A 22,395-nucleotide genomic window follows, 5' to 3' on the forward strand; every position below is an offset into this window, starting at 1 on the left:
CCATGGGCGTGACATTGATCCACCGCCCCGCCCGGACCACCGCCCCGGCCCGCAGCGCCGAGCCGTATGCCCTGGACGCGCCGCCGCCCGTCACCGACCGCCCGGGCGGAGTGAACATGATGTCGCTCGTCCCGCTGCTCGGTGCCGGCGCATCGATGACCGTAATGATGCTCTTCCGCGGTTCCTCGCTGGCGGCCGTCGGCGCGCTGATGATGATCGTGACCATCCTCGCCTCTATTGCCCTGATGATCAGCCAAAAGGGCAAGCAGGCCCGGCAGGGCCGCGAGCAGCGCGAGCGCTACCTGGAGTACCTGGAGCGCGCGCGGACCGAGCTGCGCAGCGACGAGCAGCAGGCGATCAGGGTCGCGCGCATTGCCAGCCCGCCGCCGTCGGCCTTGTTCGACATCATCCGCAATCCGAAACGGCTGTGGGAACGGCGGCGGCGCAATGAGGATTTCCTGCACGTCCGGCTGGGCAGCGGGGAACGGCGCAACCGCGACATCCGGGTCAATGATTCCTCCTCCAGCCTGCAGCAGAACGACACGTTCATGACCACCGAACTGGAGATCCTCCGGCAGCGGTTCGAGTCCTCTCCCGAGCTGCCGCTGACGGTGCCGCTGGATTCGGCCGGCAACGTCAGCGTGGTCGGCTCCCGGGAGTTCGCCCTAGCCGTCTGCCGCAACCTCCTGCTGGAGGCGGCCGCCTTCCATTCGCCCGAGGACCTGCACGTCGCACTCTCCGTCCCCGAAGACCGTTACGACGACTGGGCGTGGGCGACGTGGCTGCCGCACCTGGCCGACCAGTCCAAAACGCATGCCACCGGTCCGGTGCGGCGGCTCGCGCCGTCGCTGGAGGCGCTGGCGGACGTCCTGAAGGATGACCTGCAGGGCCGCTCCACCAAGGCCGCGGCGGCGCGGCAGAACCACCTGGGCCGCAGCGCAGGCGGCGTCGGCAGCGGCATGCCGCGGCTGCTCGTCATCGCGGACACCTATGGCGAGGAACCGCAGGAGCTCGTGCTGCCGGAGAAGCATTCGAGCCCCGGACAGCTTGGCATCACCGTCATCTATCTGGCCGGGAACCGCGGCTCCGAGCCGGGCGAGGTCAGCATCCGGATCAGCGAGACCGGCACCGGCCCGGGCGCTTTCGCGAGCCAGAACTACCGGGAGGATCCGGTCGAGCCGCTGACCGAAGAGGGCACTCTGGACGAGCTCCCCGTGGCCACGGCGGAGGCGCTGGCCCGCGAGCTGGCACCGCTGCGGCTGTCCCCGGACTCGCTGGAACACAACAGCACCGAGAGCTCGACGGACTACCTGGAGATGCTCGGGCTGTCGAAGCGGCTGGATGCCGAGGACGTCCGCAGGCTGTGGCGGCCGCGCGGCGAAATCGATTTCCTGCGGGTGCCGCTGGGGCCGGACGACCGCGGCAAGCCCGCGATGCTTGACCTCAAGGAGGCGGCCCAGTTCGGCATGGGCCCGCACGGCCTCTGTGTTGGCGCCACCGGCTCGGGCAAGTCCGAGATGCTGCGCAGCCTGGTGCTCGGCCTGCTCGCCACGCACTCCCCCGAGGTGCTGGCCATGGTGCTGGTGGACTTCAAGGGCGGCGCGACGTTCGCCCCGTTCGAGGGCGCACCGCAGGTCACCGGCATCATCACGAACCTCTCCGACGACCTGTCCCTGATCGAGCGCGTCTATGCCAGCCTGAATGGCGAAATCCTGCGCCGCCAGGAACTGCTGAAGGCCGCCGGCAACATCGCCAACATCACCGACTACCAGCTGCACCGCCAGGAACGGCTGGCCCGCGGGGAGCATATGGACCCGCTGCCCCACCTGGTGGTCATCATCGACGAGTTCGGCGAACTGCTGACCGCACGGCCGGACTTCATCGAACTGTTCCTGTCCATCGGCCGCATCGGCCGCTCCATCGGCGTGCACCTGCTGCTCAGCAGCCAGCGCATCGAGGGCGGCAAGCTGCGCGGCCTGGACACCTACCTGTCCTACCGGATCGGGCTGCGCACTCTCTCCGAGGCGGAAAGCCGCACTGTGCTGGACACCCCGGATGCCTTCCACCTGCCGCCGGCGCCGGGATTCGGCTACCTCAAGGTGGACACCACCACCTACACCCGTTTCAAGTCCGGCTACGTGTCCGGTCCGGTGGACGTGGAAGAGGACGACGACGAACCGCAGGCCGCCGAGCCTATGGTCCTCCGCGCCCCGCGCTATGCCGCCGTGCTGGAGGCGCCGCCGCCGTCGGCTGCCGGGAAGAAGTCGGGGCTGAAGACCAAGGCGTCCCAGCGCACCACCGGCCCGACGGTCATGTCCACCCTGATGGACACCCTGCGGACCTTCCCGCGCTCAGTGCAGCCGATCTGGCTGCCGCCGCTGCCCCGGGGCATCGCGCTGGACAAGGCCGCCGGTTCGGCCGCGGCGACCAGCCAGGGCATCCGGCTGGCCAAGGGCGGCAATCTGCGCGTGCCCATAGGGCTGCTGGATGATCCGGCCAAGCAGTGGCAGGGGCTGTGGGAGCTGGACCTGAACAACGCCGGCGGCAATGTCATCATCGTCGGCGGCCCGCAGTCGGGCAAAAGCACCGCGCTGCGCACCATCGTGGCGAGCCTGGCGCTGACCCACGGCCCCGCCGAGGTGGGCATCTACGCTGTCGACCTGCTGGGCAGTTCCCTGCTGCCGCTGGAGGGCCTGCCGCACGTGGGCGGCGTGGCCGTGCGCACCAACCGCGAGGTCGTGCGGCGGACGATCGAGGAGGTCGCGGCGATGCTGACGCTGCGCGAGCAGGTCTTCGAGCGGTACCAGATCGATTCCCTCCAGACGCTGCGGCGGATGTGCGCCAAGGGCATGGTCCCCGAGCTGGCCAGTGCGGACATTGTCCTGGTACTGGACGGTTACGGCCAGCTCAGCGACGAGTTCGACGACATCGAGAAGCAGGTGCATTCGATCATCTCGCGCGGGGGCGGCTACGGCATCCACGTCATCGCGACCTCCGTCCGCACCAACGAAGTGCGGATCGCGCAGCAGAGCTTCTTCGGCAACCGCATCGAACTGCGGCTGGGCGACCCCGCCGAATCCGCATTCGGGCGGAAGCTCGCCGAAGGCATCAGCGCGGACCGGCCCGGCCGCGGCCTCATGGACCAGAAGCTGATCGGGCACATCGCGCTGCCGAGGATCGACGGAAATCCGGATCCGGACAGCGCGGTCCAGGGCATGCGGGACCTGGTGGCCGCGGTGGCGGCCTCTACGGACGGGCGTGCCATGCAGGTCCGGGTGCTCCCGCCGCTGGTGGACGCCGCCACGGCCCGGATTCCCGCGCGGCAGGGCCGGATTCCGCTGGGCCTGCGCGAGACGGACCTGGGCGCCGAGTACCTGGACATGCACTCAAAGGACCGGCATCTTGTGGTGCTCGGCGACGAGGGCGCGGGAAAGTCCAACCTGATGCGCTCGGTGATCCGTTCCCTCTCCGCCCAGCACGGGCCCGAGGAGCTGGTCTTCGCGGTGTTCGATCCGCGCCGGGGGCTGGCCGACGAGGTGCCCGAGGCATACCTAGGCGGCTACGCCACGAGCCCGGCGCTGGCGGAGCAGCTGGCCGGCGCCGTCGCCACGGAACTGGACAAGCGGGTCAACGGCGACGGCGAAGCCGGCAACGGCGGGAAGCCGCCGCGCGTGGTCCTCCTGATCGATGATTACGACGTGCTCACCGCGGGCGGCTCCTCGCCGCTGAGCCGCCTGGTTCCCTACCTGCCGCTGGGACCCGAGATCGGCCTGCACGCCGTACTCACCCGCCGCGTGCGCGGGGCGAGCCGGGGCATGTACGAGTCCTTCTTCATGTCACTGCGGGATTCGGGCAGTACCGGCATCCTGATGTCCGGCGACCGCGGCGAAGGCGCCCTGCTCAATGGGATCCGCGCGCGTGCGCTGCCGCCGGGCCGGGCCCAACTGGTGCAGGCGGGCAAGCCCGTCAATACGGTCCAGCTCTACTACCACAGCACGGAAGAGGAAACCGATGAGCTCTGATTGGACCGTGGTCAGCCTCCGCGAGCCCGACCAGCTGACCCTGGTCGAGGCCATGGTGGCGGCCGTGCCGGACCTGAACGTCCGCCAGGCTGCGGGCGATTCCCTGCTCGAGCTGCTTGATGATGCAGGCGAGCTCCAGCTGGCCATCGAGCTGCCCCGGCTCGTCCGGGTGCCGCAGGAAGCGACGCGGCTGCTTGCCGGGGCCGAGATCTCGGCCGTGCCCGGCACGCCTGTTCCGGCCATCTTCAGCCCGGGCAGCGGGAATCCGGCAGACCAGCCGCTGTGGTGGCAGGAAATCCACGTCCGCGACGGCGCACCAAAGGCAACCGTCCGGGCGGAATCCCTCTGCCACGAAATTGCCCGCCGATGCGACGGCGTCGTGGCCCTGCCGCAGGTTGCCGGCGCATGAGCCACGAATCCGCCTTCGACTTCCGCAGCGCCGGCACCGGCGTGGTGTTCCAGAACAAGCCGCTGGCCACCCTCTCGCCGTGGCTGGCCAAGTCGCGCGCCGCCGCGGCCGCGGACGCCATGCAGTTCGTGCTGGTCACGCCGAGCTCCACCGCCATCAGCCTGCCGTTGTCGGCGCTGCTCGCGGAACCGGGCTGCCAATGGCTGGCGACCACGGAGGACGGCACCTTCTTCGACGGATTCACCGGCCGCGTGCACGCCTGGGACGGCGCGGCCTTCCGGCCCCTGGAAGAGATCGGAGAGGACTTCCTGCTCACACCGGCGCTGCCCGGCGGGCTGGTCCACGTTCGGGCGGAAACCATGCATCCGGCCAGCCACTCCACCCGGATCGGCGGCTTTACCGAGCAGCTGTTCATCGAACTTACCGGTGCCGCCCCCACCGGCTGGGGCGTGGCCGAACCCGTCAGCGAGCCGTGGGACGAAGCCGCCGTCACCGCGCACTGCTTCGATCTCGCCCCGGAGACAGCGTTGCTGGTGGTGGTGGGGCACGCCCGGGTCGGAACCGCGTCACCGGCCATCGCCGTCGTCACGGTGGAACGCTCTGCCGCCGGCGTCCACGAAAGCGTCGAACTACTGGTGGAGAGCCCGGAACCGCTCGATGCCGCGGCGCTTGATTCCTTCAGCGCGCGCATGCACCGGATCCATGCCCGCACCGCCGTGCTGGGGCACGCCCTCGCCTTCGACGGCCTTGCCCGGCCCGCCCGATTCACGGGAGTATCAGTGCCGGCCTGTGCGGTCTTCGGTCCGGAGGCCCTGCGGGATTACGGTGCCAATGCCGCCCTGGCCGCGGCCGGACCCCGCGCCAGGCTGATCGGCGTGGCCCCCGCCCAGTCGCTGGCGGTCCAGTACCAGCAGGAGCCGGACGGGGAACGCCACCCGCTGGAGGCATGGGCCATGCTCTGTGCGCGGCTGTCCGGAGAACCGGGACCGGCGGACGGGCTGGAATAGCTCCGCGGGAGGTGATGTTATGAGCCTTGTGCCCCATAACGACGGCGTCAGCGCCTCCCTGCCAGATCCCTCCGTGACCGCTGCTGCGTCAGTGCCTGGCGGCACCGTCGGTGCGGACGCGGGACCGGCAGGCACAGTGCCGGGCGGCACCGGTCCGGCAGCGGCACGGCCTTTGGCATCCCGACCCGGCCCTGCCGGCCGTGGCAAGGGCCGCCGCCCGCGCAGCGAGGGCAGCGTGGGCCTGGCCTTCGGACTCGCCGCCTACGGCATCTGGGGCATCCTGCCGCTGTACTTCGCCACGCTCGATCCCGCCGGTCCGCTGGAAATCGTGGCCAACCGGATCGTCTGGTCCCTGCTCTTCTGCGTGCTGCTGATGACGGCGATGCGCAGCTGGCGCCCCTTCCTCGCGGCGGTGCGCAACCGCCGCATCCTGGGGATTCTCTCGCTCGCGGCACTGCTCATCGCCATCAACTGGTTCACCTACACGGTGGCCGTGCTGAGCGAGCGCACCGTCGAGGCCTCGCTGGGCTATTTCATCAACCCGCTGGTGTCCGTGCTGCTGGGCGTCCTGTTGTTGAAGGAAAAGCTGCGCCGGGCCCAGTGGGCCGCGCTCATCGTCGCCTTCGTCGCGGTCCTGGTGCTGGCCTTCGGCTACGGCAACGTCCCCTGGCTTTCGCTGGTGCTGGCGCTGAGTTTCGGTTTCTACGGGCTGGTCAAGAAGAATGTCGGCACCAGGGTGGATGCGGTCTCCAGCCTGAGCGTCGAGACGCTGGTCCTGACGCCGGTCTCCGCCGTGATCATGGGCGTGCTGATGGTGCAGGGGCAGGCCACGCTGTTGGCCAACGGCCCGGGGCACTTCTGGCTGATGGCCGCCGGCGGCCTGATCACCGCCCTGCCGCTGCTGTTCTTCGGCGCGGCCGCCCGGAGGCTGCCGCTGAGCACCGTGGGCCTGCTGCAATACCTGGCGCCCCTGCTGCAGTTCATCACCGCGCTGTTGGTCTTCCACGAACCGATGCCTCCGGAGCGCTGGGCCGGCTTCGCCCTCGTCTGGCTCTCGCTGGTCATCCTGACGGCGGACATGGTCGTGTCCTACCGCAAGGCGCCCCGCCCCGTCGCCGCGTGACCGCCGTCGTATCCTAGCGCCGCCCCCGCGCGGCCGCCGTCGTCCCCCTACGGAGACCTCGAGGACACCGTCAGACGTGCGGCACCCGCCGCTCCCCCGCCCCGTGATCGTGGGGACGCGGCACGACGACCATCGGCACCGGGAGCGCCCGCAGCACCTTCAGCGCCGTGCTTCCCAGGAACAAGCGGTTGTGCTGGGCGAGCCGGCCGGAGCCGATGATGACCAGTTCGCCGTCCTCCCAGTCCAGCGAATCGATGGCCTGCTCGATGCTCCGTCCGTGCGCCACCGTCACCGTGGCCGTCCCTTCCAGCAGCTTGGAGGCCGCCTCGGCCAGCACCGAATTGGCGTGCAGGTGGGCCTGGTGGATGGCCTCGCCGGAGTCCGAGTGCTCATGGGTGTCGAGCGCGACCAGGGAGACCAGGCGCAGCGGCAGCCCGCGGCGGGAAGCGGCGGACACCGCGACGTCCCGAGCCGCCTGCGCGCCGGGCCGGTCACCGATGAAGGCCGTGAGCCGCGTCAGAGGTCCCTGGTTCTGGTAGCCGCGCGGGGCAAGTGCCACCGGCACGGGCGAGGCGTGCAGCAGCGCGTTGGCCACGCTGCCGATGGTGAAGCGCTTGAAGACCCCGGAGGATGCGGCGCCGATGACGATCAGCGCGGCTTCGTCCTCCTGGGCGGTCTTGATCAGGCCCTCGGAGAAGGAGTCGGCGTCCACCACGCGGAAATCAGCCTCGACGTCGGACGGCACGAGCTTCAGCGCCTGCCGCCGGGCGTTCGTTATCTCCTGTTCGCCGGCCCGGATCCGGCGGCCGCGCGGCTGGACCGAGACAAAGGGCGCGTTCTCCGGGACCACGTAGACGATGTCCAGCCCCACTCCCTGGGCGCGGGCGATGGCGACCCCCAGGGCGACGGCATCAGCCCCGCGCTCATCCGGCTGGTATCCGACGACATAACGCATGAGTCACTCCCCCTCGCGGCATCTGGTGGAACAGACTCTACCGTCAGGCTGCCGACAAATCATCAGGTCAGCGGGCAGCCGAAAGGGGCAGGCGCACCACGAATCGGTGCCCCTGCCCCTCGCTATCGCTGCGGTGGACGGTCCGGATCGGGCCGTCCTGCGAACCGCCCCTTACGCCGCTTCGCGGATGGCCGCCTCCAGCACGTCCAGCGCGTCGGCCAGAAGCTCGTCGCTGATGACCAGCGGCGGGAGCAGCCGGATGACGTTTCCGTAGGTGCCGCAGGTCAGGATCACGACGCCGGCCTTCAGGCACGCGTCGGCGATCGCCTTGGTCGCGGCGGGGTTGGGCTCCTTGGTGGTGGCGGCGGTGCCGGCCTGGACAAACTCCAGGGCCAGCATGGCGCCGCGGCCGCGCACCTCGCCGATGATGCTGTTCGCGCCCAGCTCCTCGGCGAGCCTGCGCAGCCGGCCCATGACCTGCTCCTCGATGGACCGGGCGCGGGCGTTCAGGTCCTGCTGCTCCATGGACTCGATCGCGGCCAGTGCGGCCGCGCAGGCCACCGGGTTGCCGCCGTAGGTGCCGCCGAGGCCGCCGGGGTGGACAGCGTCGAGCAGGTCGGCGCGGCCGGTGATCGCGGACAGCGGCATGCCGCCCGCGATGCCCTTCGCCATCGTGATGATGTCCGGAACGATGCCCTCATGGTCGGAAGCGAACCAGGCGCCGGTGCGGCAGAAGCCCGCCTGGACCTCGTCCGCGATGAAGACGACGCCCTTCTCCTTGGCCCAGGCCGCCAGCGCCGGCAGGAAGCCCTCGGCCGGGACGATGAAGCCGCCCTCGCCCTGGATCGGCTCGATCAGGATGGCAGCGACGTTCTCGGCGCCGATCTGCTTCTCGATCATGGTGATGGCGCGGCGGGCGGCGTCCTCGCCCTTCAGCTCCGCCTCTTCCCGGAACGGGTAGCTCATCGGAACCCGGTAGATCTCCGGGGCGAAGGGGCCGAAGCTGCCGGCCGGGCTGGACTTGTAGGGGTTGGCCTTGGCGGTTAGCCCCATGGTCAGGTTGGTCCGGCCGTGGTAGGCGTGGTCGAAAGCAACGACGGCGGTGCGGCCCGTGGCCACGCGGGCCACCTTCACCGCGTTCTCCACCGCTTCCGCGCCCGAGTTGAACAGCACCGAACGCTTCTCGTGGTCGCCCGGCGTCAGCTGGGCGAGCTTTTCGGCGACGGCGATGTAGCCCTCGTATGGGCTGACCATGAAGCAGGTGTGCGTGAAGTGCCCGACCTGCTCCCTGACGGCCTCCGCCACGGCCGGGTCGGAGGCACCGACGCTGGTCACGGCGATGCCGGAACCGAGGTCGATGAAGGAGTTGCCGTCGACGTCCACGATGATGCCGCCGTCGGCGTCCGCCACGTACACCGGAACGCTGGAGGCCACGCCGCCGGCCACAACCTTCGCCCGGCGGGCCGCGAGTTCCGCCGACTTCGGGCCCGGGAACTCGCCGGTGATCCTGCGCTTCTGTTCCAGCCGGTAGGTCCGCTGGGTGGTCTGCGTCGTCATCAGAGTGCCTTTCATGCGAGGTTCGGGGTGTATCCGGATGTATCGGCGCACAGCAGGCGGCCGGCGGTGCGGAGACACTGCCGACCTTATGCCCCGGCTCCGGCGCCGGGCCATGGCCCCTTGCACACAGCCTCACCCGATCCTTGGTGCATTTGTCCAGCGGGCCTTGGTACCGTCCGCGGCACCGGCCGCGGCACCGGCGCCGTGGCTAGAGTTCGGGAGCGTGGTCTTCCGGCATCATCGTGTCGTCTTCGGGGTGGCGCTGCAGGTTCAGCAGGGCGAGCGCCAGCCCGCCCCAGACGGTCAGGATGGCGATGATCAGCATGATGATCGAGGCTGTGCTCATCGGGCGGCCTCCTTCCGGGTGTTGGCGTCCGCGTCGAGGACGGGATGGTTTGCTGCGGAACGTCTGCTCCACGGGATCAGCGACAGGATGAACGCCACCACGATGAGGGCGCCGGCCATGCCCCAGCCGAAGACGCCCACGAACCAGGCAGGCATATCGTTGTAGCCTTCCTGGATCCTGGCGATCAGCTCGTTGACCAGGATGTAGCCCAGGACAATGGGGGCGACCACGCCTGCCATGATGCGCCATCCGAGGCCCAGCTTGATCGAGGACGTCTCGTTGACGTGGCCGCCCAGCATGGGCAGGGCACGGAAGCCGTAGGCGAGCATCAGCACTGCAACCAGCGCCGCAGCCATGATGCCGAAATTGTTGACGAAGGCGTCGGTGACGTCGAGCAGGTTCAGCCCGGTCGTCGTCGGGAACAGCAGAATGGAGAGCACGGCCAGCGGCAGGCCCACGGCCATGGTCGCCGGCACCCGCTGCAGGCCCAGCTTGTCCTGGACGGCGGCAATGATGACTTCGACGATGCTGATCAGGGAGGTCAGCCCGGCGAACACGAGCGAACCGAAGAACAGCACGCCCAGCAGGGTCCCCAGCGGGGCCTCGGAAATGATGGTCGGGAAGGCGATGAAGGCCAGGCCGATGCCGCCGGAGCCGGCCACCTCGCCAACCGGCGCGCCGGCCGAGTGCGCCATGAAGCCCACGGCCGCAAAAACGCCGATGCCGGCCAGGATTTCGAATCCGGAGTTGGAGAACGCCACCACGTAGCCTGAGCCGGTCAGGTCGGTCTTGCGCTTCAGGTAGGAGGCGTAGGTGACCATGATGCCGAACGCCACCGAGAGCGAGAAGAAGATCTGGCCGAACGCGGCGGCCCAGACCCCGGTGTCCGCCAGCGCGGCCCAGTCCGGCCGGAACAGGGCATCCAGCCCCTCGCCCGCGCCGGGCAGGAACAGCGCCTGCACCACCAGCAGCAGGAACATCACCAGCAGCAGCGGCAGGAAGATGATGTTGGCCCGGCCGATGCCCTTCTGCACCCCGGCGGCCAGCACGAACAACACCACGGCCCAGACCAGGACGAGCGGGATCAGCACACCGGGGACGAAGTCGAAGCCGATGTTCACGTTCCCGCTCACCTGCAGGAACTCGCCCAGGAAGAAGCCTTCCGGGTCGTCGCCCCAGGCCTCGGTGACGGAGAAGATCATGTACATCGCGGCCCAGGCGATGATGACCGCGTAATACACGGCGATGACGAAGCAGATGGCGACCTGCCACCAGCCCAGTCCCTCCGCCCGGGGGTGCAGCCTCCGGTAGGCCAGGGGCGCCGAGCCGCGGAACTTGTGCCCGACCGCGTAGTCAAGGAACAGCAGCGGAATACCGGCGGTCAGCAGCGCGACCAGATAGGGGATGATGAAGGCGCCGCCGCCGTTCTCATAGGCGACGTAGGGAAAGCGCCAGATATTGCCCAGGCCGACGGCGGAACCAATCGCCGCGAGGATGAAGACTTTGCGGGTGGACCAGGTTTCCCTCTTGGGACCGGCCTCGGGCGTCGCTTGGGGGGACGCGGTGTTACTCATCGGAACCTCATAGTGTTGTCCGCGGGTGATCCCGACCATCTTAGTCAGGCGCCTTACGTCTCCCTTGCACGGCGCAGTGCGGATGCACAAAGCCGCCCCGTATAGTGGCCTCATGGCTGTCACTCTCGCCAATCTCCTGGCCAGTAAGTCGCTCCACCTGCGGGTTGCCGGCCGAGCCTCCGGCAACCCCGACGCCGTCGTAACCTGGGTGGCCACCACCGAGCTGGAGGACCCGCTGCCCTTCCTCAGCGGGGGCGAAGTCGTCCTGACCACCGGCCTGCGGCAGAAATCCGCCGCGGCGCAGCGCCGCTTCATCACCCGCGTGCACGAGGCCGGCGTGGTCGCCGTCGGCTTTGCCCTGGGCCTGAGCCACAGCAAGATCCCTCCGGCGGTCCTTGCCGAAGCCGACCGGCTCGACCTGCCGGTCTTCGAGGTCCCCTACGAGACGCCCTTCGTCGCGATCAGCCGGATGGTGGCAGACGCGATTTCGGCGGACCACTATGGCAAGCTCGAACAGTTGCTGAAGGACCACCAGGCCCTGGCTTCGGCGCTGCTTGGGGGCGGCGGACTTCCAGCCCTATTGCGCACACTCGCCACCACGCTGCGCACCGACGTCGTGCTTTCCCAGTACGGCACCCGGGTCTTCGCCTCCTCCAAGAAGCAGCACGCAGGCTGGCACGAGGTGCCCATCTCCACAGGGATGAAGGACCGCTGCACGCTGGCCCTCGCCGAGCCGTTCGAACGCAACGCGATTGTCGACTACGCGCAGAGCCTGATCAGCCTGGAACTGAACAACCAGGCCAAGCACCGCGAACGCGAACGACGGACCAACGGACAGATCCTGCAGGACGTGGTGCGCGGAACCCTGCAGGGCCAGGACGCTGCCCTGCGGCTGGACAACATCGGCGTCGACACCTCGCTGCGGCAGCAGCTCATCGTGGTGCAGGCCTCCGCGAACCACCGGCGGGCGCTCCGTACGCTGCCGCTTCCGGCCGGCCTGGAGGGCACCATAACCGGGCTGCTCGAGGACCGGCTGGTCCTCATCCTGCAGGACGCCGAGTCCGCGGAGGAACCCGGCCGCCGGCTCAGCGAGTACTTCCGCGAGGCGGGCCTGTCCGCCACCGTGGGTGTCGGCGGCGGCTACGCCCAGGCAAACGGCCTGCGCTGGAGCTACTTCGAGGCCAAGGAGGCGCTCAGCCACGGCCGGCCGCTCAACGTGCCGCAGCGGCTCTCGCTGACCTCGCTGCTGCTGGCCTCCGAGGACGTCCCGCTGGCCGACCTGGCCGCCGAGGCCCTGGACCCCCTGGTCGCCTTCGACGCCGCGCACGCCGGCCAGCTGATGTCCACGCTGGAGGCCTACCTCGACCTCAACGGCTCCGTCGCCGCGGTCGCCGATTCCCTTGGCCTGCACCGCAACTCGGTGCGCTACCGGCTGGGCCAGATCGTCGACCTGACCGGCTACGACCCGGCCATCACCGCGGACCGCGTGCACCTCTGGCTCGCCCTGACCGTTCGGCGGCTGGAGTCCGAAGCCGGCTAACCCTTGCCATGCGCGCGCCGAGGCACAAGGCTGTGACCATGCACGAAACCCACGAATCCCGGACGCATGCCTGGCTCGGCGAGGACGACCCGAAGCGGGCGGACACCGCCACCATCAACCTCGAACCCGAGCGCCTCACCGCGCACGGCGCAACCCGCACGGCCGGCTACGCCGCCAGCTGGGCCCTGCGCTGTGGCGAGAACTGGATCACCGAGCATTTCGAGATTTCCGTCCACGGCCAAGGCTTCAGCCGGCACCTGTGGCTGGACCGCGCACCCAACGGAACCTGGAGCGTGCAGACCAAGCAATCAGGCACCGCCGACCTGCCCGAGCCAGGCCTCGCGGACCCGCATGTCCTCGACCTCGCCCTCGACTGCGACCTTGAGGCCTGTCCCGCGACCAACACCATGCCGATCCTGCGGCTGGGCGCCGTGCACAACCCGGACGCCCAGCACACCTTCACCATGGCCATGGTCCACCTGCCCAGCCTGCAGGTCACCGCCTCGGAACAGAACTACAGCAGCGTCCGCACGTACGACGACGACTCCCGCACCGCCGTCGTCAACTATTCTTCCAACGGGTTCAGCGCGGACCTTGTGGTGGACGCGGATGGCATCGTGATCGATTACCCCGGCCTGGCGAAGCGCCGCCGCAGCTGAGCCTCCACGGCCCGCATCGGGGCGGCGCTGACCGGGGCGAGGCGGCCAGGGGGCGGGCACATATGGCTGCTCAGCGGGACACACGCGCGCCGACGCGTAGGATGGTCTCGGACCTCCAGCCCGCCCTTTTACCGTCCCCTTCTCCCGCCAGCCAAGGAAGCAGCAGCATGCCTGAAATGTTCGTCGACAAGTTCCGTTCCCTCGTGCCGAAGTACCTCGGCCGGAAATGGTCCGAAGAGGACGGCATCTCCTACGACGACCTCGAGGGGTTGCTTGGCGAGCACAAGTTCCCGGTCCCGCAGGCCCTGGTCGAGTTCTACCACGCACTCGGCGGCTGCGAGGACCTCATGGAGGCCCACGACTTCTTCTGGGACCCGGACGAGCTGGAGATCGAGGACGGCTACCTGCTGTTCCTCGACGAGATGGACGAAGAAGCCAACTGGGGCTTCCGCGAGGAGCACCTGGCGGTGCCGGACCCCATCGTCTGGATCCGGACCAACACGAGCAACCAGGGCTGGCAGAGCGAAGACGCCACGTTCAGCGAGTTCGTCTTCGACATGTTCGACTGGGTCTTCAGCGACGAAGAAGACGACGACTAAGCCGGCCGCGGCATCCCCCTCGGCCGCCGCAGGAGCCGGAGTCCCTGGGTTCCGGGGTGCGGTAGTCGCCTCATCGCCTCGCCCCCGGCGAACCGATTGGCACGGGGTCTAGCGTCCTGACACCGCGCCGGAATCTGACAGATTTTGGCGCGAACGTGCGGGTTTTCAGCAGCCTCCCCTTGCGCTGACCTGCCGTTTCGTCGAACGCACCTGCAGAAAGCCTGCAGTTATCCGCCGCCCGTCTTGGGCGGCTGGCTGAACCTGCCTTTGTCAGCCGGGCCGGCGCGGCCGGCCGCAGGAGGGGCACCGACCTCATCGGGCCAACACCGTCTGGTCTCTCCTCCACAAGCTGGTCGACCGGCTAGTCGTCCCCACACCGGTCACTCGGGCAAGCTCACCAGCATTGTCCAGGGCATGGTGTTTGGCATGGAACTGGTTGCGCTGCTTCACTCGTTCGGGGATTCGGCGAGGGTCAAAGACCTGTTGGCGTCGGGGGTCTCGGAGCGCCAACTGCGCTCGGCATTGGACGCGCAGGTGTTGCTGAGGCCGCGTCGGGGAATCGTTGCGTTGCCCGGGGCCAGACAAGATTTTCTGGCAGCGAGGATAGCTGGCGGTGTGCTCACCTGCACGTCTGCGGCGCTCCATCACGGGCTCTGGCAGCTCAGACCAGACGAACACGTTCATCTTGCCTCGGTCCGGAACTGCCGCGAGCGGGAAGTCAGCCACGGGACTATATCTGTCCCTCCAATGCAGCGGCTGCCAGTAGCCGGACTGGTCGATGTCGTGATCCATGCGCTGCGCTGCCTGCCCGAGGATGACGCTCTGGTCATCGCCGAATCAGCCCTGAAGTCCGGCAACGTGGCACTGGAGGTGCTGAAGCTCCGCCTTCAGGGGCCACGGAACGGAACCGGCCGCCGGCGGCTTGAGCTCGCGGATGCACGTGCGGATTCGGCTCCGGAGGTCGTTGTCCGTGGAATGCTTCGGCGCGCGGGACTGGAGTTCAGACACAGAGTCTGGGTGAAGGGCATCGGCGAAGTAGACTTCCTCGTTGATGGCTGGCTGATCATCGAGTTCGACGGCGCGGCCTTCCATATGGACCGCAAGTCATTCCGGCGCGACCTCCGCCGCAATAATGCTGGCGTGGTCCGCAGCTACGCCACGCTGCGCTTCGTATATGAAGACGTGTTCGGAAACCCGGCGGGAATGCTCCGGGATATCCAGCAGGCGTTGCAGCGCCGCCCCAGGGGCGTGGCGTGAGGGCGACGGAAAACAGCATGGTTTCGACGCCGCCCCCAAAGAACGTGCAGGTCAACGCATTGGGCGCCTGGATAAAGCGCGTCGGTTTCCGCCAAAGTCTGCAGCTTTCCGACGCCGTGCCGCCGCTGGGCGGTCGTCGGCGGCTAGACGTCGCGGTCGACGACGGCTTCGGCGAACGCGGCCAAGGCGAACTTGACGGTGCTCTCCGGCAACGGATCCAGGGCAGCCTTGGCAGCGTCGGCCCATTCACGGGCCGTGTCCCAGGACTGCTGGGTGACGGGGTGCTCGCGCAGGGCCTCGACGGCCTTGGCCAGGGCCTCGTCGGAGGTCAGGTCGGCATCCACCAGCTCCAGCACGTCCGCGGCGGAAGCATCTCCGGCGGCTGCCGCCTTGCGGAGCAGCAGCACGGGCAGGGTGGGCACGCCCTCGCGCAGGTCGGTGCCCGGGGACTTGCCGGACTTGGCCTTGAGGCCGGTCACGTCGATGACGTCGTCGGCCAGCTGGAAGGCCACGCCAACGCGTTCGCCGTACTCGACCATCACGTCGACCACGTCCTGCCCGGCCCCGGCGAACATGGCGCCGAGCTGGCCGGCCGTGGCAATCAGCGAACCGGTCTTCCCGCCGATGACGGACAGGTAGTGCTCCACCGGGTCCTCGCCGTCGCGCGGGCCCACGGTCTCCTGCAGCTGCCCCAGCACCAGGCGTTCGAAGGTGCGGGCCTGGATCAGCACCGCCTCCGGCCCCAGTTCAGACACCAGGATGGAGGCCCGGGCGAAGATCAGGTCGCCGGCGAGGATGGCCACCTGGTTGCCCCAGACCTCGTGGGCGGTGGGAGCACCGCGGCGGTAAGGCGCCGAGTCCATCACGTCGTCGTGGTAGAGCGTGGCCAGATGCGTCAGCTCCACGACCACCGCGGCCTGCAGCACCTCGGCCACCGGGCCCTTGCCCAGCTGCGACGCCAGGATGGTCAGCAGCGGCCGGACCCGCTTGCCGCCGGCCTCCACCAGGTGCCGGCTGGTCGCGTCCGCGAGCGGGTCCGAATGCGCGATCGCCACCCGAAGCTGCTTCTCCACGCGCGCGAGGGCGGTGGAAACAGCCGGTCCGAGGTCAGGATCCTGGGCCACCAGGCCGAAGCCTGCCGGGAGGTTCAGGCTTGAGGCGATGGCGGCAGTAGCCGTGTCCAGCTCCAGGGAATCCGGAACGTGGCCGGCAGGAGTCCAGCTCGGGTTTGCGTCAGTCACGGTTCAACACTAACTAATCGTCGGGACGGTTGGTCTGCGGTCAACGGTTACGCCGCCGGTCTGGTTGGAAGCCTGCGGCGTGATTTTCTCCAGCAAGTGAATAACTCTATCCTCAAAGCCCGCGCCGTTCGCGTCCGTCAGGTTGGCCAGCATGCGCACCACGAAGCGCATCAGCGGCGGGACGGGCATGCCGGTGCGCAGCGCCAGCTTCATGATCGCCGGCTGGCCGATCAGGCCGGCAAAGACCCTCCCGAGCGTGAAGTGGCTGCCCCACTGGTTGCGGATGATTTCCGGGTAGCGGGTTAGGACCTGCTCATCCAGCTCTCCGGCCCCGGACTGCGCGTCGATGATGAGCTCCGCCGCGTACCGGGCCGACTCCATCGCGTAGGAGATGCCCTCGCCATTGAACGGGCTGACCATGCCGCCCGCGTCGCCCAGCAGCAACAGGCCCGGAGAGTAGTGCGGGGTGCGGTTGAACCCCATGGGCAGGGCCGCGCCCCGCACCTGCCCCACCTGGTTCTCCTCGGTGAAGCCCCACTCCTCGGGCATTCCGGCGGTCCAGTCCCGCAGCACCTGCCGGTAATCGAGCTTGCCGAAGGACTTCGACGAGTTCAGGATGCCTAGGCCCACGTTGGAGGTGCCGTCGCCGACGCCGAAGACCCAGCCGTAGCCCGGCAGCGGGTTCCCTTGGGCGTCCGGCAGTTCCAGCCAGCCCTCCATCCAGTCGTCCTCGTGCCGCGGGCTGGTGAAGTACGTCCGTACGGCCACGCCGAGCGGCCGGTCGTCCCGCTTTTCGATACCGAGGCTGAGCGCGGTGCGGGCGGAGTTGCCGTCAGCGGCCAGCACGACGTCGGCAGTAAAGTCCCGCGTCTCGCCCGTCTTGCGGCCGCGATCGTCCAGGACGCTGGCACGCACTCCGGTGACCCGACCGGCGTCGTCGCGCAGCGCCTCGGACACCGAGTGCCGTTCCAGCACCCGCGCTCCGGCCGCCTCGGCGTGCCGGGCCAGCTCCTCATCGAATCCCAGCCGGGTGCGGATCAGGCCGTAGTCCGGGAAGTCGGACAGCTCGGGCCAGGGCAGCTCCAGGCGGCGGCCGCCGGCGATCAGGCGCAGCCCGCGGTTCCGCCGCCAGCCGGCGGCTTCCTCGTGCGGCAGGCCCAGCAGCTGGATTTCGCGGACGGCGCGCGGCGTCAGCCCGTCGCCGCAGACCTTCTCGCGCGGGAATGATGTCTTCTCCAGCACCGTCACTTCGATGCCGGCCTTGGCCAGATAGTAGGCAGCGGTCGACCCGGCAGGTCCTGCCCCGACAATCAGTACGGACACGTCAGCCGGCGGTCCTGGAGCTCCGGCGGCGCAGCGCGGTCTGGGAGTCCGCGTTGGAGGCGTCGGCGCGGCCCGGCTTTTCCGCCCGGTGGACGGCTACGATGCCGCCGCTGAGGTTGCGGTAGGCGACGTTCTGCCAGCCCTCTTCCCTGATCCAGGCGGCGAGGCCGTGCTGGTCCGGCCACGCGCGGATGGACTCCGCCAGGTAGACGTAGGAGGCCGGGTTGGAGGAGATCTTGCTGGCGATCGCGGGCAGCGCCCGCATCAGGTACTCGGTGTAGATGGTCCGCCAGACCGGCAGGGCCGGCGAGGAGAACTCGGCGATCACCAGCCGCGCGCCGGGCTTGGCCACCCGCAGCATCTCCCGCAGGGCCACCCGCGGCTCATTCACGTTGCGCAGGCCGAAGGAGATGGTCACGGCGTCGAAGGAGTTGTCCGCGAAGGGCAGGTTGGTGGCGTCTCCGGCGACGAAGTCGATATCCGGCCGGCGGCGCTTGCCCACCTCGAGCATGCCGAGGGAGAAGTCGCAGGCGACGACCTCGATCCCGGCGTCCGCGTACGGTTCGCTGGAAGTTCCGGTCCCGGCCGCCAGGTCCAGGACCCGCTGGCCCGGCTTGGCGCCCACGGCCTCGACCACCACACGGCGCCAGCGGCGGGTCTGGCCCATGGAAAGGACATCGTTGACCAGGTCGTATTTGGGGGCGACGTCGTCGAACATGGCGGCGACTTCGTCGGGGCGCTTCTCCAGGGATGCTCGGTTCACGGCATCATTCTCTCAAAGTTTGTCCCGGCGGCCGAACCCGTCGTCCCGGCGCCGGGAGGCCGGTGGCGCCGCGGGTTCCGCCGAAGGGTACCCTTGAATCCATCATGACCTCCCTGCGCTCCGTCACCGTCGACCTCGGCGGGCTCTCCTCTTCCACCGGCATTCTGGATTACCTGGTGCGTGACGACGCGCACTGCTGGATCCGCCACGGGGCAGGGCTGGTGGCCTTCGGCGAGGCGGCCAGGTTCACGTCCTCCGGCCCGGACCGGTTCAGCGACGCCGCCGAATGGTGGCGCCGGACAGCCCGGGCGGCCGAGGTGGACAACCCGCTCAGCGCTCCCGGCACGGGCCTGGTGGCCTTCGGCTCGTTCGCTTTCTCCAAGACGTCGGCCTACGAATCCCGCCTGATCGTTCCGCGAATCGTCGTGGGAGCAGACGAGTCCGGTGCGTGGCTGACCCTGATCTCGGACGACGGCGGGGCCGAGCTGACGGCCGATGCCGCCCGGGCCGAGCTGGCCGGATGGCTGGAGGAGGTCTCGCCCGAACACGGTCCGGACGGCGCCGATACCCTGCACCCCGGCCAGGTGTCCGAGGAAGCCTACATGGCTGCCGTCGCGGCCGGCGTCGAGCGCATTGCCGGCGGCGGCCTGACCAAACTGGTGCTTGCCCGCGACCTGGTGGCGGACCTGTCCTCCCCCATCGCCACCGCCCAGGTGCTCCGCGAGCTGGCCGCGCGCTACCACGACTGCTGGACCTACAGCGTGGACGGGCTGATCGGTTCCACGCCCGAGATGCTGATCAAGGTGGAGGACAACGTGGCGCGGGCACGGGTGCTCGCGGGGACCCTGGACCGGGCCAACACGCACAAGATCGAGGGCGAGTCGGATGCGGCCTACGCCGAGCGCGTGCTGGCCGGCTCGGAGAAGCAGCAGCACGAACACGAGATCGCGATCGACTCGCTCACGCGCAAGCTCCAGCCCTACACCTCCGCCATGACCTCGCACAGCGAGCCGTTCGTGCTGGAACTGCCCAACGTCTGGCATCTGGCCTCGGACGTCTCGGCCGATCTCGCACTCGACGGCGGAAGGACGCCGTCGTCCCTGGAACTCGCCGAGGCGGTGCATCCCACCGCGGCAGTGTGCGGCAGCCCCACGGAGGCCGCCGGCGACCTCATCCGCGAGCTCGAGCAGATGGACCGCGGACCTTACGCCGGCCCGGTCGGCTGGACGGACGGCGCTGGCAACGGCGAGTGGGGCATTGCCCTGCGCGGGGCCGTCGTCGAGACGCCCACCCGCGTGCGGCTCTACGCCGGCTGCGGGATCGTGGAGGCCTCGACACCGGAGGCGGAGCTGGCGGAGACCTGGGCGAAGTTCCGGCCGATGATCGAATCCCTCGGACTGCGCCGCTGAGCCGAGGCCTGCTTCCCGCCCCTGCCGCTGGTTACTCATAGGCAAAACCTGTAGCCTGTGGGGCAAGTCATACTGTGACGCTAGAATTACGTTTGTTTTGCCAGCTCTGCTAGATCGCTTCAAGTAAAGGATTGCCCACCATGCGGCTAACCATCTCCAAGTCCTCGCGGGTTGCTGTCCTGTTGGCAGCCTCCGCCCTGGCCCTGACAGCCTGCGGCAGCGGCTCGTCCTCCGACGGCGGCAGCCAGGCCGCGGACAACGAGCTCGGGCTCGTGACTCCCGGAACCCTGACGGTCTGCTCGGACATTCCCTACCCGCCGTTCGAATTCGAAAAGGACGGCCAGTACACCGGCTTCGACATGGACATGGTGGGGGAGATCGCCAAGGGCCTCGACCTGGAGCTGAAGGTCCAGGACGTCGGCTTCGACGGCCTCCAGAGCGGCGTGGTGCTGAACGCCGGCCAGTGCGACATGGGTGCCAGCGCCATCACCATCACCGAAGAGCGCAAGAAGAACCTGGCCTTCACCGAGCCCTACTACGACTCGCTGCAGTCGCTGCTCGTGCCGGCGGGCTCCGACATCAAGACCATCGATGACCTCTCGGGCAAGTCCGTGGGCGTCCAGCAGGGCACCACCGGCGAGAAATACACCCGCGAGAATGCACCGTCCGACGCGGAAATCCGCGCCTACCCGTCCGACGGCGAGCTCTTCCCGGCCCTGCAGTCCGGCGGTGTCGACGCCGTGCTTCAGGATCTCCCGGTCAACCTTGGCCACCTGGAGAACGGCAAGTACGAAGTGGTGCAGGAGTTCAAGACGGACGAACAGTACGGCTTCGCCATGAAGAAGGAAGGCACCGAAGCCCTGCTCAAGGCCGTCGACGGCCAGCTGAAGGACCTGCGCGACAGCGGCAAGTACCAGGAAATCTACGACAAGTACTTCAAGCAGTAGCAGTCTCGGCTCCGCCCCGGACCATCAGCGTCCGGGGCGGAGCCCGTTCCCTGACCTTTGGAAGGCCACCTTGTGAAACCATCTGCCCGCCGGCGCCTCTTCCGCGGCGTGCTGTACGCCGTCTTCGTCATCGTCCTCGCCGCCGTGCTCTTCGCCGCGGACTGGGAGGCGATCCAGACCAACTTCTTCAACCCGGAGGTCGCGGCCGCCACCTTCCCCGACGTGATCGTCGTCGCGGCGAAGAACACGATCATCTACACGGCCATCGCCTTCGTCGGCGGCCTGGTCCTGGGCCTCATCCTGGCCTTGATGAAACTCTCCCCGGTCGCACCGTACCGCTGGGTGGCCACCGCCTACGTGGAACTCTTCCGCGGCCTGCCCGCGCTGCTGGTCATCTTCGGGTTCGCCTTCGCCGTGCCGATCGCCTTCGATTGGCGGCCGCCGGGCGGCAGCGCCGGCGCGGGGCTGATCGCCCTGATCATCGTCTCCGGCGCGTACATCGCCGAGACCCTGCGGGCCGGCATCGAGGCCGTTCCCGCCGGCCAGCGCGAGGCCGCCCGGTCGCTCGGCATGAATCCGAGCTGGACCATGGTTTCCGTTGTGCTGCCGCAGGCCTTCCGCATCGTGACCCCGCCGCTGACCAACGAACTGGTCATCCTGATCAAGGACACCTCGCTGCTGTTCATCGCCGGCATGGCCCTGAACGAGCGGGAGCTCACCACCTTCGCGCGCGACTCGGTCTCCCAGTCGGCCAACGCCACGCCGCTGGTGATCGCCGCGCTGATGTACCTGATCATCACCCTGCCGCTGACCCAGCTTGTCGCCAGGCTCGAACGACACAACAAGAGAGGCCGGTAAGCGATGGCCACCAATAGTCCGCAGAAGGACCGTCCCGCGATCGAGGTCCGGGATCTCTGCAAGAACTTCGGTGACAACGAGGTCCTCAAGGGCATCGATTTCCACGTCGACCAGGGCGAGGTGGTCTGCGTGATCGGGCCGTCCGGCTCCGGAAAGTCCACCCTGCTCCGCTGCGTCAACCGGCTCGAGGAGCCCACGAGCGGCACGGTGCTGGTCGAGGGCGTCGACATCACGGACCCGGAGACGGACCTCGACAAGATCCGTACCCGGATTGGGATGGTGTTCCAGCAGTTCAACCTCTTCCCGCACCTGAGCGTGCTGCGGAACCTGACCCTCGCCCAGCAGCGCGCCAAGCGGCGCCCGAAGGCCGAGGCCGTCGAGATTGCGCGGAAGAACCTGGCGAAGGTCGGACTGGCCAACCGCGAGGATGCCTACCCGTCCCAGCTTTCCGGCGGGCAGCAGCAGCGGGTGGCTATCGCCCGTGCCCTGTCCATGAACCCGGACATGATGCTTTTCGACGAGCCCACCAGCGCGCTGGACCCCGAACTGGTCGGCGACGTGCTCGGCGTGATGCGCCAGCTCGCGGACGAGGGCATGACCATGATGGTGGTGACCCATGAGATGGGCTTCGCCCGCGAGGTCGGCGACCGCGTCGTCTTCATGGACGGCGGCGTCGTCGTGGAACAGGGTGACCCCAAGGAAGTGCTCGGCAACCCGCAGCACGCCCGGACCCAGGCCTTCCTCTCCAAGGTCCTCTAAGGCCCCGGGGCCCTGCCCCGGGGCCCTTCCCCGAGGCAGCGGCACCC

The 22,395-nt window shown here is 68.8% G+C and carries 19 protein-coding genes; 12 read left to right on the plus strand and 7 right to left on the minus strand.

The window, feature by feature from the left end; genetic code table 11:
• Positions 1-2: 2 nt before the first annotated feature.
• Genes eccCa through rarD form a run of 4 tightly spaced genes read left to right on the plus strand, consistent with a single transcriptional unit; the run spans position 3 to position 6,561 of the window.
• Entirely contained in the window at positions 3-4,022 is a 4,020-nt protein-coding gene (gene eccCa / locus AHIS1636_RS10150) for a type VII secretion protein EccCa (protein WP_264795701.1), read from the plus strand.
• A complete protein-coding gene (locus tag AHIS1636_RS10155) occupies positions 4,012-4,431 on the plus strand; it encodes a hypothetical protein (protein ID WP_264795702.1) in 420 nt (139 codons plus the stop codon). Before eccCa ends, AHIS1636_RS10155 begins: the two co-directional genes overlap by 11 nt.
• Positions 4,428-5,438: a DUF6177 family protein gene (locus AHIS1636_RS10160; protein ID WP_264795703.1), complete on the plus strand. Its 1,011-nt coding sequence runs from the start codon at positions 4,428-4,430 to the stop codon at positions 5,436-5,438. The genes AHIS1636_RS10155 and AHIS1636_RS10160 overlap by 4 nt, the downstream gene beginning before the upstream one ends.
• A 19-nt stretch (positions 5,439-5,457) precedes the next feature.
• Entirely contained in the window at positions 5,458-6,561 is a 1,104-nt protein-coding gene (rarD, locus tag AHIS1636_RS10165; RefSeq protein ID WP_264795704.1) for an EamA family transporter RarD, read from the plus strand.
• Between the two features lie 70 nt (positions 6,562-6,631).
• On the opposite strand, the gene AHIS1636_RS10170 is transcribed toward rarD, so the two are convergent.
• The 4 genes from AHIS1636_RS10170 to AHIS1636_RS10185 form a co-directional block, all read right to left on the minus strand.
• Positions 6,632-7,516, minus strand: a complete 885-nt coding sequence (locus AHIS1636_RS10170) for a universal stress protein (RefSeq protein WP_264795705.1) — start codon at positions 7,514-7,516, stop codon at positions 6,632-6,634.
• Positions 7,517-7,687: 171 nt separating this feature from the next.
• A complete protein-coding gene (gene gabT / locus AHIS1636_RS10175; RefSeq protein ID WP_264795706.1) occupies positions 7,688-9,073 on the minus strand; it encodes a 4-aminobutyrate--2-oxoglutarate transaminase in 1,386 nt (461 codons plus the stop codon).
• Positions 9,074-9,281: 208 nt separating this feature from the next.
• Positions 9,282-9,419, minus strand: a complete 138-nt coding sequence (locus AHIS1636_RS10180; protein ID WP_264795707.1) for a methionine/alanine import family NSS transporter small subunit — start codon at positions 9,417-9,419, stop codon at positions 9,282-9,284.
• On the minus strand, positions 9,416-10,993 hold the full coding sequence (locus AHIS1636_RS10185) for a sodium-dependent transporter (protein ID WP_264795708.1): 1,578 nt from the start codon (positions 10,991-10,993) through the stop codon (positions 9,416-9,418). Before AHIS1636_RS10185 ends, AHIS1636_RS10180 begins: the two co-directional genes overlap by 4 nt.
• A gap of 112 nt (positions 10,994-11,105) precedes the next feature.
• Here AHIS1636_RS10185 and AHIS1636_RS10190 point away from each other — a divergent pair, with 112 nt between their 5' ends.
• The 4 genes from AHIS1636_RS10190 (at position 11,106) to AHIS1636_RS10205 (ending at position 15,048) form a co-directional block, all read left to right on the plus strand.
• The gene (locus AHIS1636_RS10190; protein ID WP_264795709.1) at positions 11,106-12,533 is read left to right on the plus strand and encodes a PucR family transcriptional regulator; all 1,428 of its coding nucleotides are present in this window, start codon (positions 11,106-11,108) and stop codon (positions 12,531-12,533) included.
• A 38-nt stretch (positions 12,534-12,571) separates the two neighbouring features.
• Positions 12,572-13,192 carry a putative glycolipid-binding domain-containing protein gene (locus AHIS1636_RS10195; RefSeq protein WP_264795710.1) on the plus strand — a complete coding sequence of 207 codons (621 nt, stop codon included), beginning with the start codon at positions 12,572-12,574 and terminating at the stop codon, positions 13,190-13,192.
• 167 nt (positions 13,193-13,359) lie between these two features.
• On the plus strand, positions 13,360-13,791 hold the full coding sequence (locus tag AHIS1636_RS10200) for a hypothetical protein (RefSeq protein WP_264795711.1): 432 nt from the start codon (positions 13,360-13,362) through the stop codon (positions 13,789-13,791).
• A gap of 426 nt (positions 13,792-14,217) precedes the next feature.
• A complete protein-coding gene (locus AHIS1636_RS10205; protein ID WP_264795712.1) occupies positions 14,218-15,048 on the plus strand; it encodes a DUF559 domain-containing protein in 831 nt (276 codons plus the stop codon).
• Between the two features lie 143 nt (positions 15,049-15,191).
• On the opposite strand, the gene AHIS1636_RS10210 is transcribed toward AHIS1636_RS10205, so the two are convergent.
• From AHIS1636_RS10210 to AHIS1636_RS10220, 3 genes are read right to left on the minus strand one after another with little or no spacing between them, the layout of a single operon-like run.
• Complete coding sequence (locus AHIS1636_RS10210; protein WP_264795713.1) at positions 15,192-16,289, minus strand: polyprenyl synthetase family protein; 1,098 nt, start codon at positions 16,287-16,289, stop codon at positions 15,192-15,194.
• A gap of 9 nt (positions 16,290-16,298) precedes the next feature.
• Complete coding sequence (locus tag AHIS1636_RS10215) at positions 16,299-17,612, minus strand: geranylgeranyl reductase family protein (protein WP_264795714.1); 1,314 nt, start codon at positions 17,610-17,612, stop codon at positions 16,299-16,301.
• A 1-nt stretch (position 17,613) separates the two neighbouring features.
• On the minus strand, positions 17,614-18,375 hold the full coding sequence (locus AHIS1636_RS10220) for a demethylmenaquinone methyltransferase (RefSeq protein ID WP_264795715.1): 762 nt from the start codon (positions 18,373-18,375) through the stop codon (positions 17,614-17,616).
• Positions 18,376-18,479: 104 nt separating this feature from the next.
• On the opposite strand from AHIS1636_RS10220, the gene AHIS1636_RS10225 reads away from it, so the two are divergent.
• The 4 genes from AHIS1636_RS10225 (at position 18,480) to AHIS1636_RS10240 (ending at position 22,348) form a co-directional block, all read left to right on the plus strand.
• The gene (locus AHIS1636_RS10225; RefSeq protein WP_264795716.1) at positions 18,480-19,784 is read left to right on the plus strand and encodes an isochorismate synthase; all 1,305 of its coding nucleotides are present in this window, start codon (positions 18,480-18,482) and stop codon (positions 19,782-19,784) included.
• A 140-nt stretch (positions 19,785-19,924) separates the two neighbouring features.
• A complete protein-coding gene (locus AHIS1636_RS10230) occupies positions 19,925-20,731 on the plus strand; it encodes a basic amino acid ABC transporter substrate-binding protein (RefSeq protein WP_264795717.1) in 807 nt (268 codons plus the stop codon).
• A 72-nt stretch (positions 20,732-20,803) separates the two neighbouring features.
• On the plus strand, positions 20,804-21,589 hold the full coding sequence (locus tag AHIS1636_RS10235) for an amino acid ABC transporter permease (RefSeq protein ID WP_264795718.1): 786 nt from the start codon (positions 20,804-20,806) through the stop codon (positions 21,587-21,589).
• 3 nt (positions 21,590-21,592) lie between these two features.
• Positions 21,593-22,348 carry an amino acid ABC transporter ATP-binding protein gene (locus AHIS1636_RS10240; RefSeq protein WP_264795719.1) on the plus strand — a complete coding sequence of 252 codons (756 nt, stop codon included), beginning with the start codon at positions 21,593-21,595 and terminating at the stop codon, positions 22,346-22,348.
• Positions 22,349-22,395 lie beyond the last annotated feature (47 nt).

Origin of the sequence: Arthrobacter mangrovi (assembly GCF_026011795.1) — a bacterium.
GTDB lineage: Bacteria > Actinomycetota > Actinomycetes > Actinomycetales > Micrococcaceae > Crystallibacter > Crystallibacter mangrovi.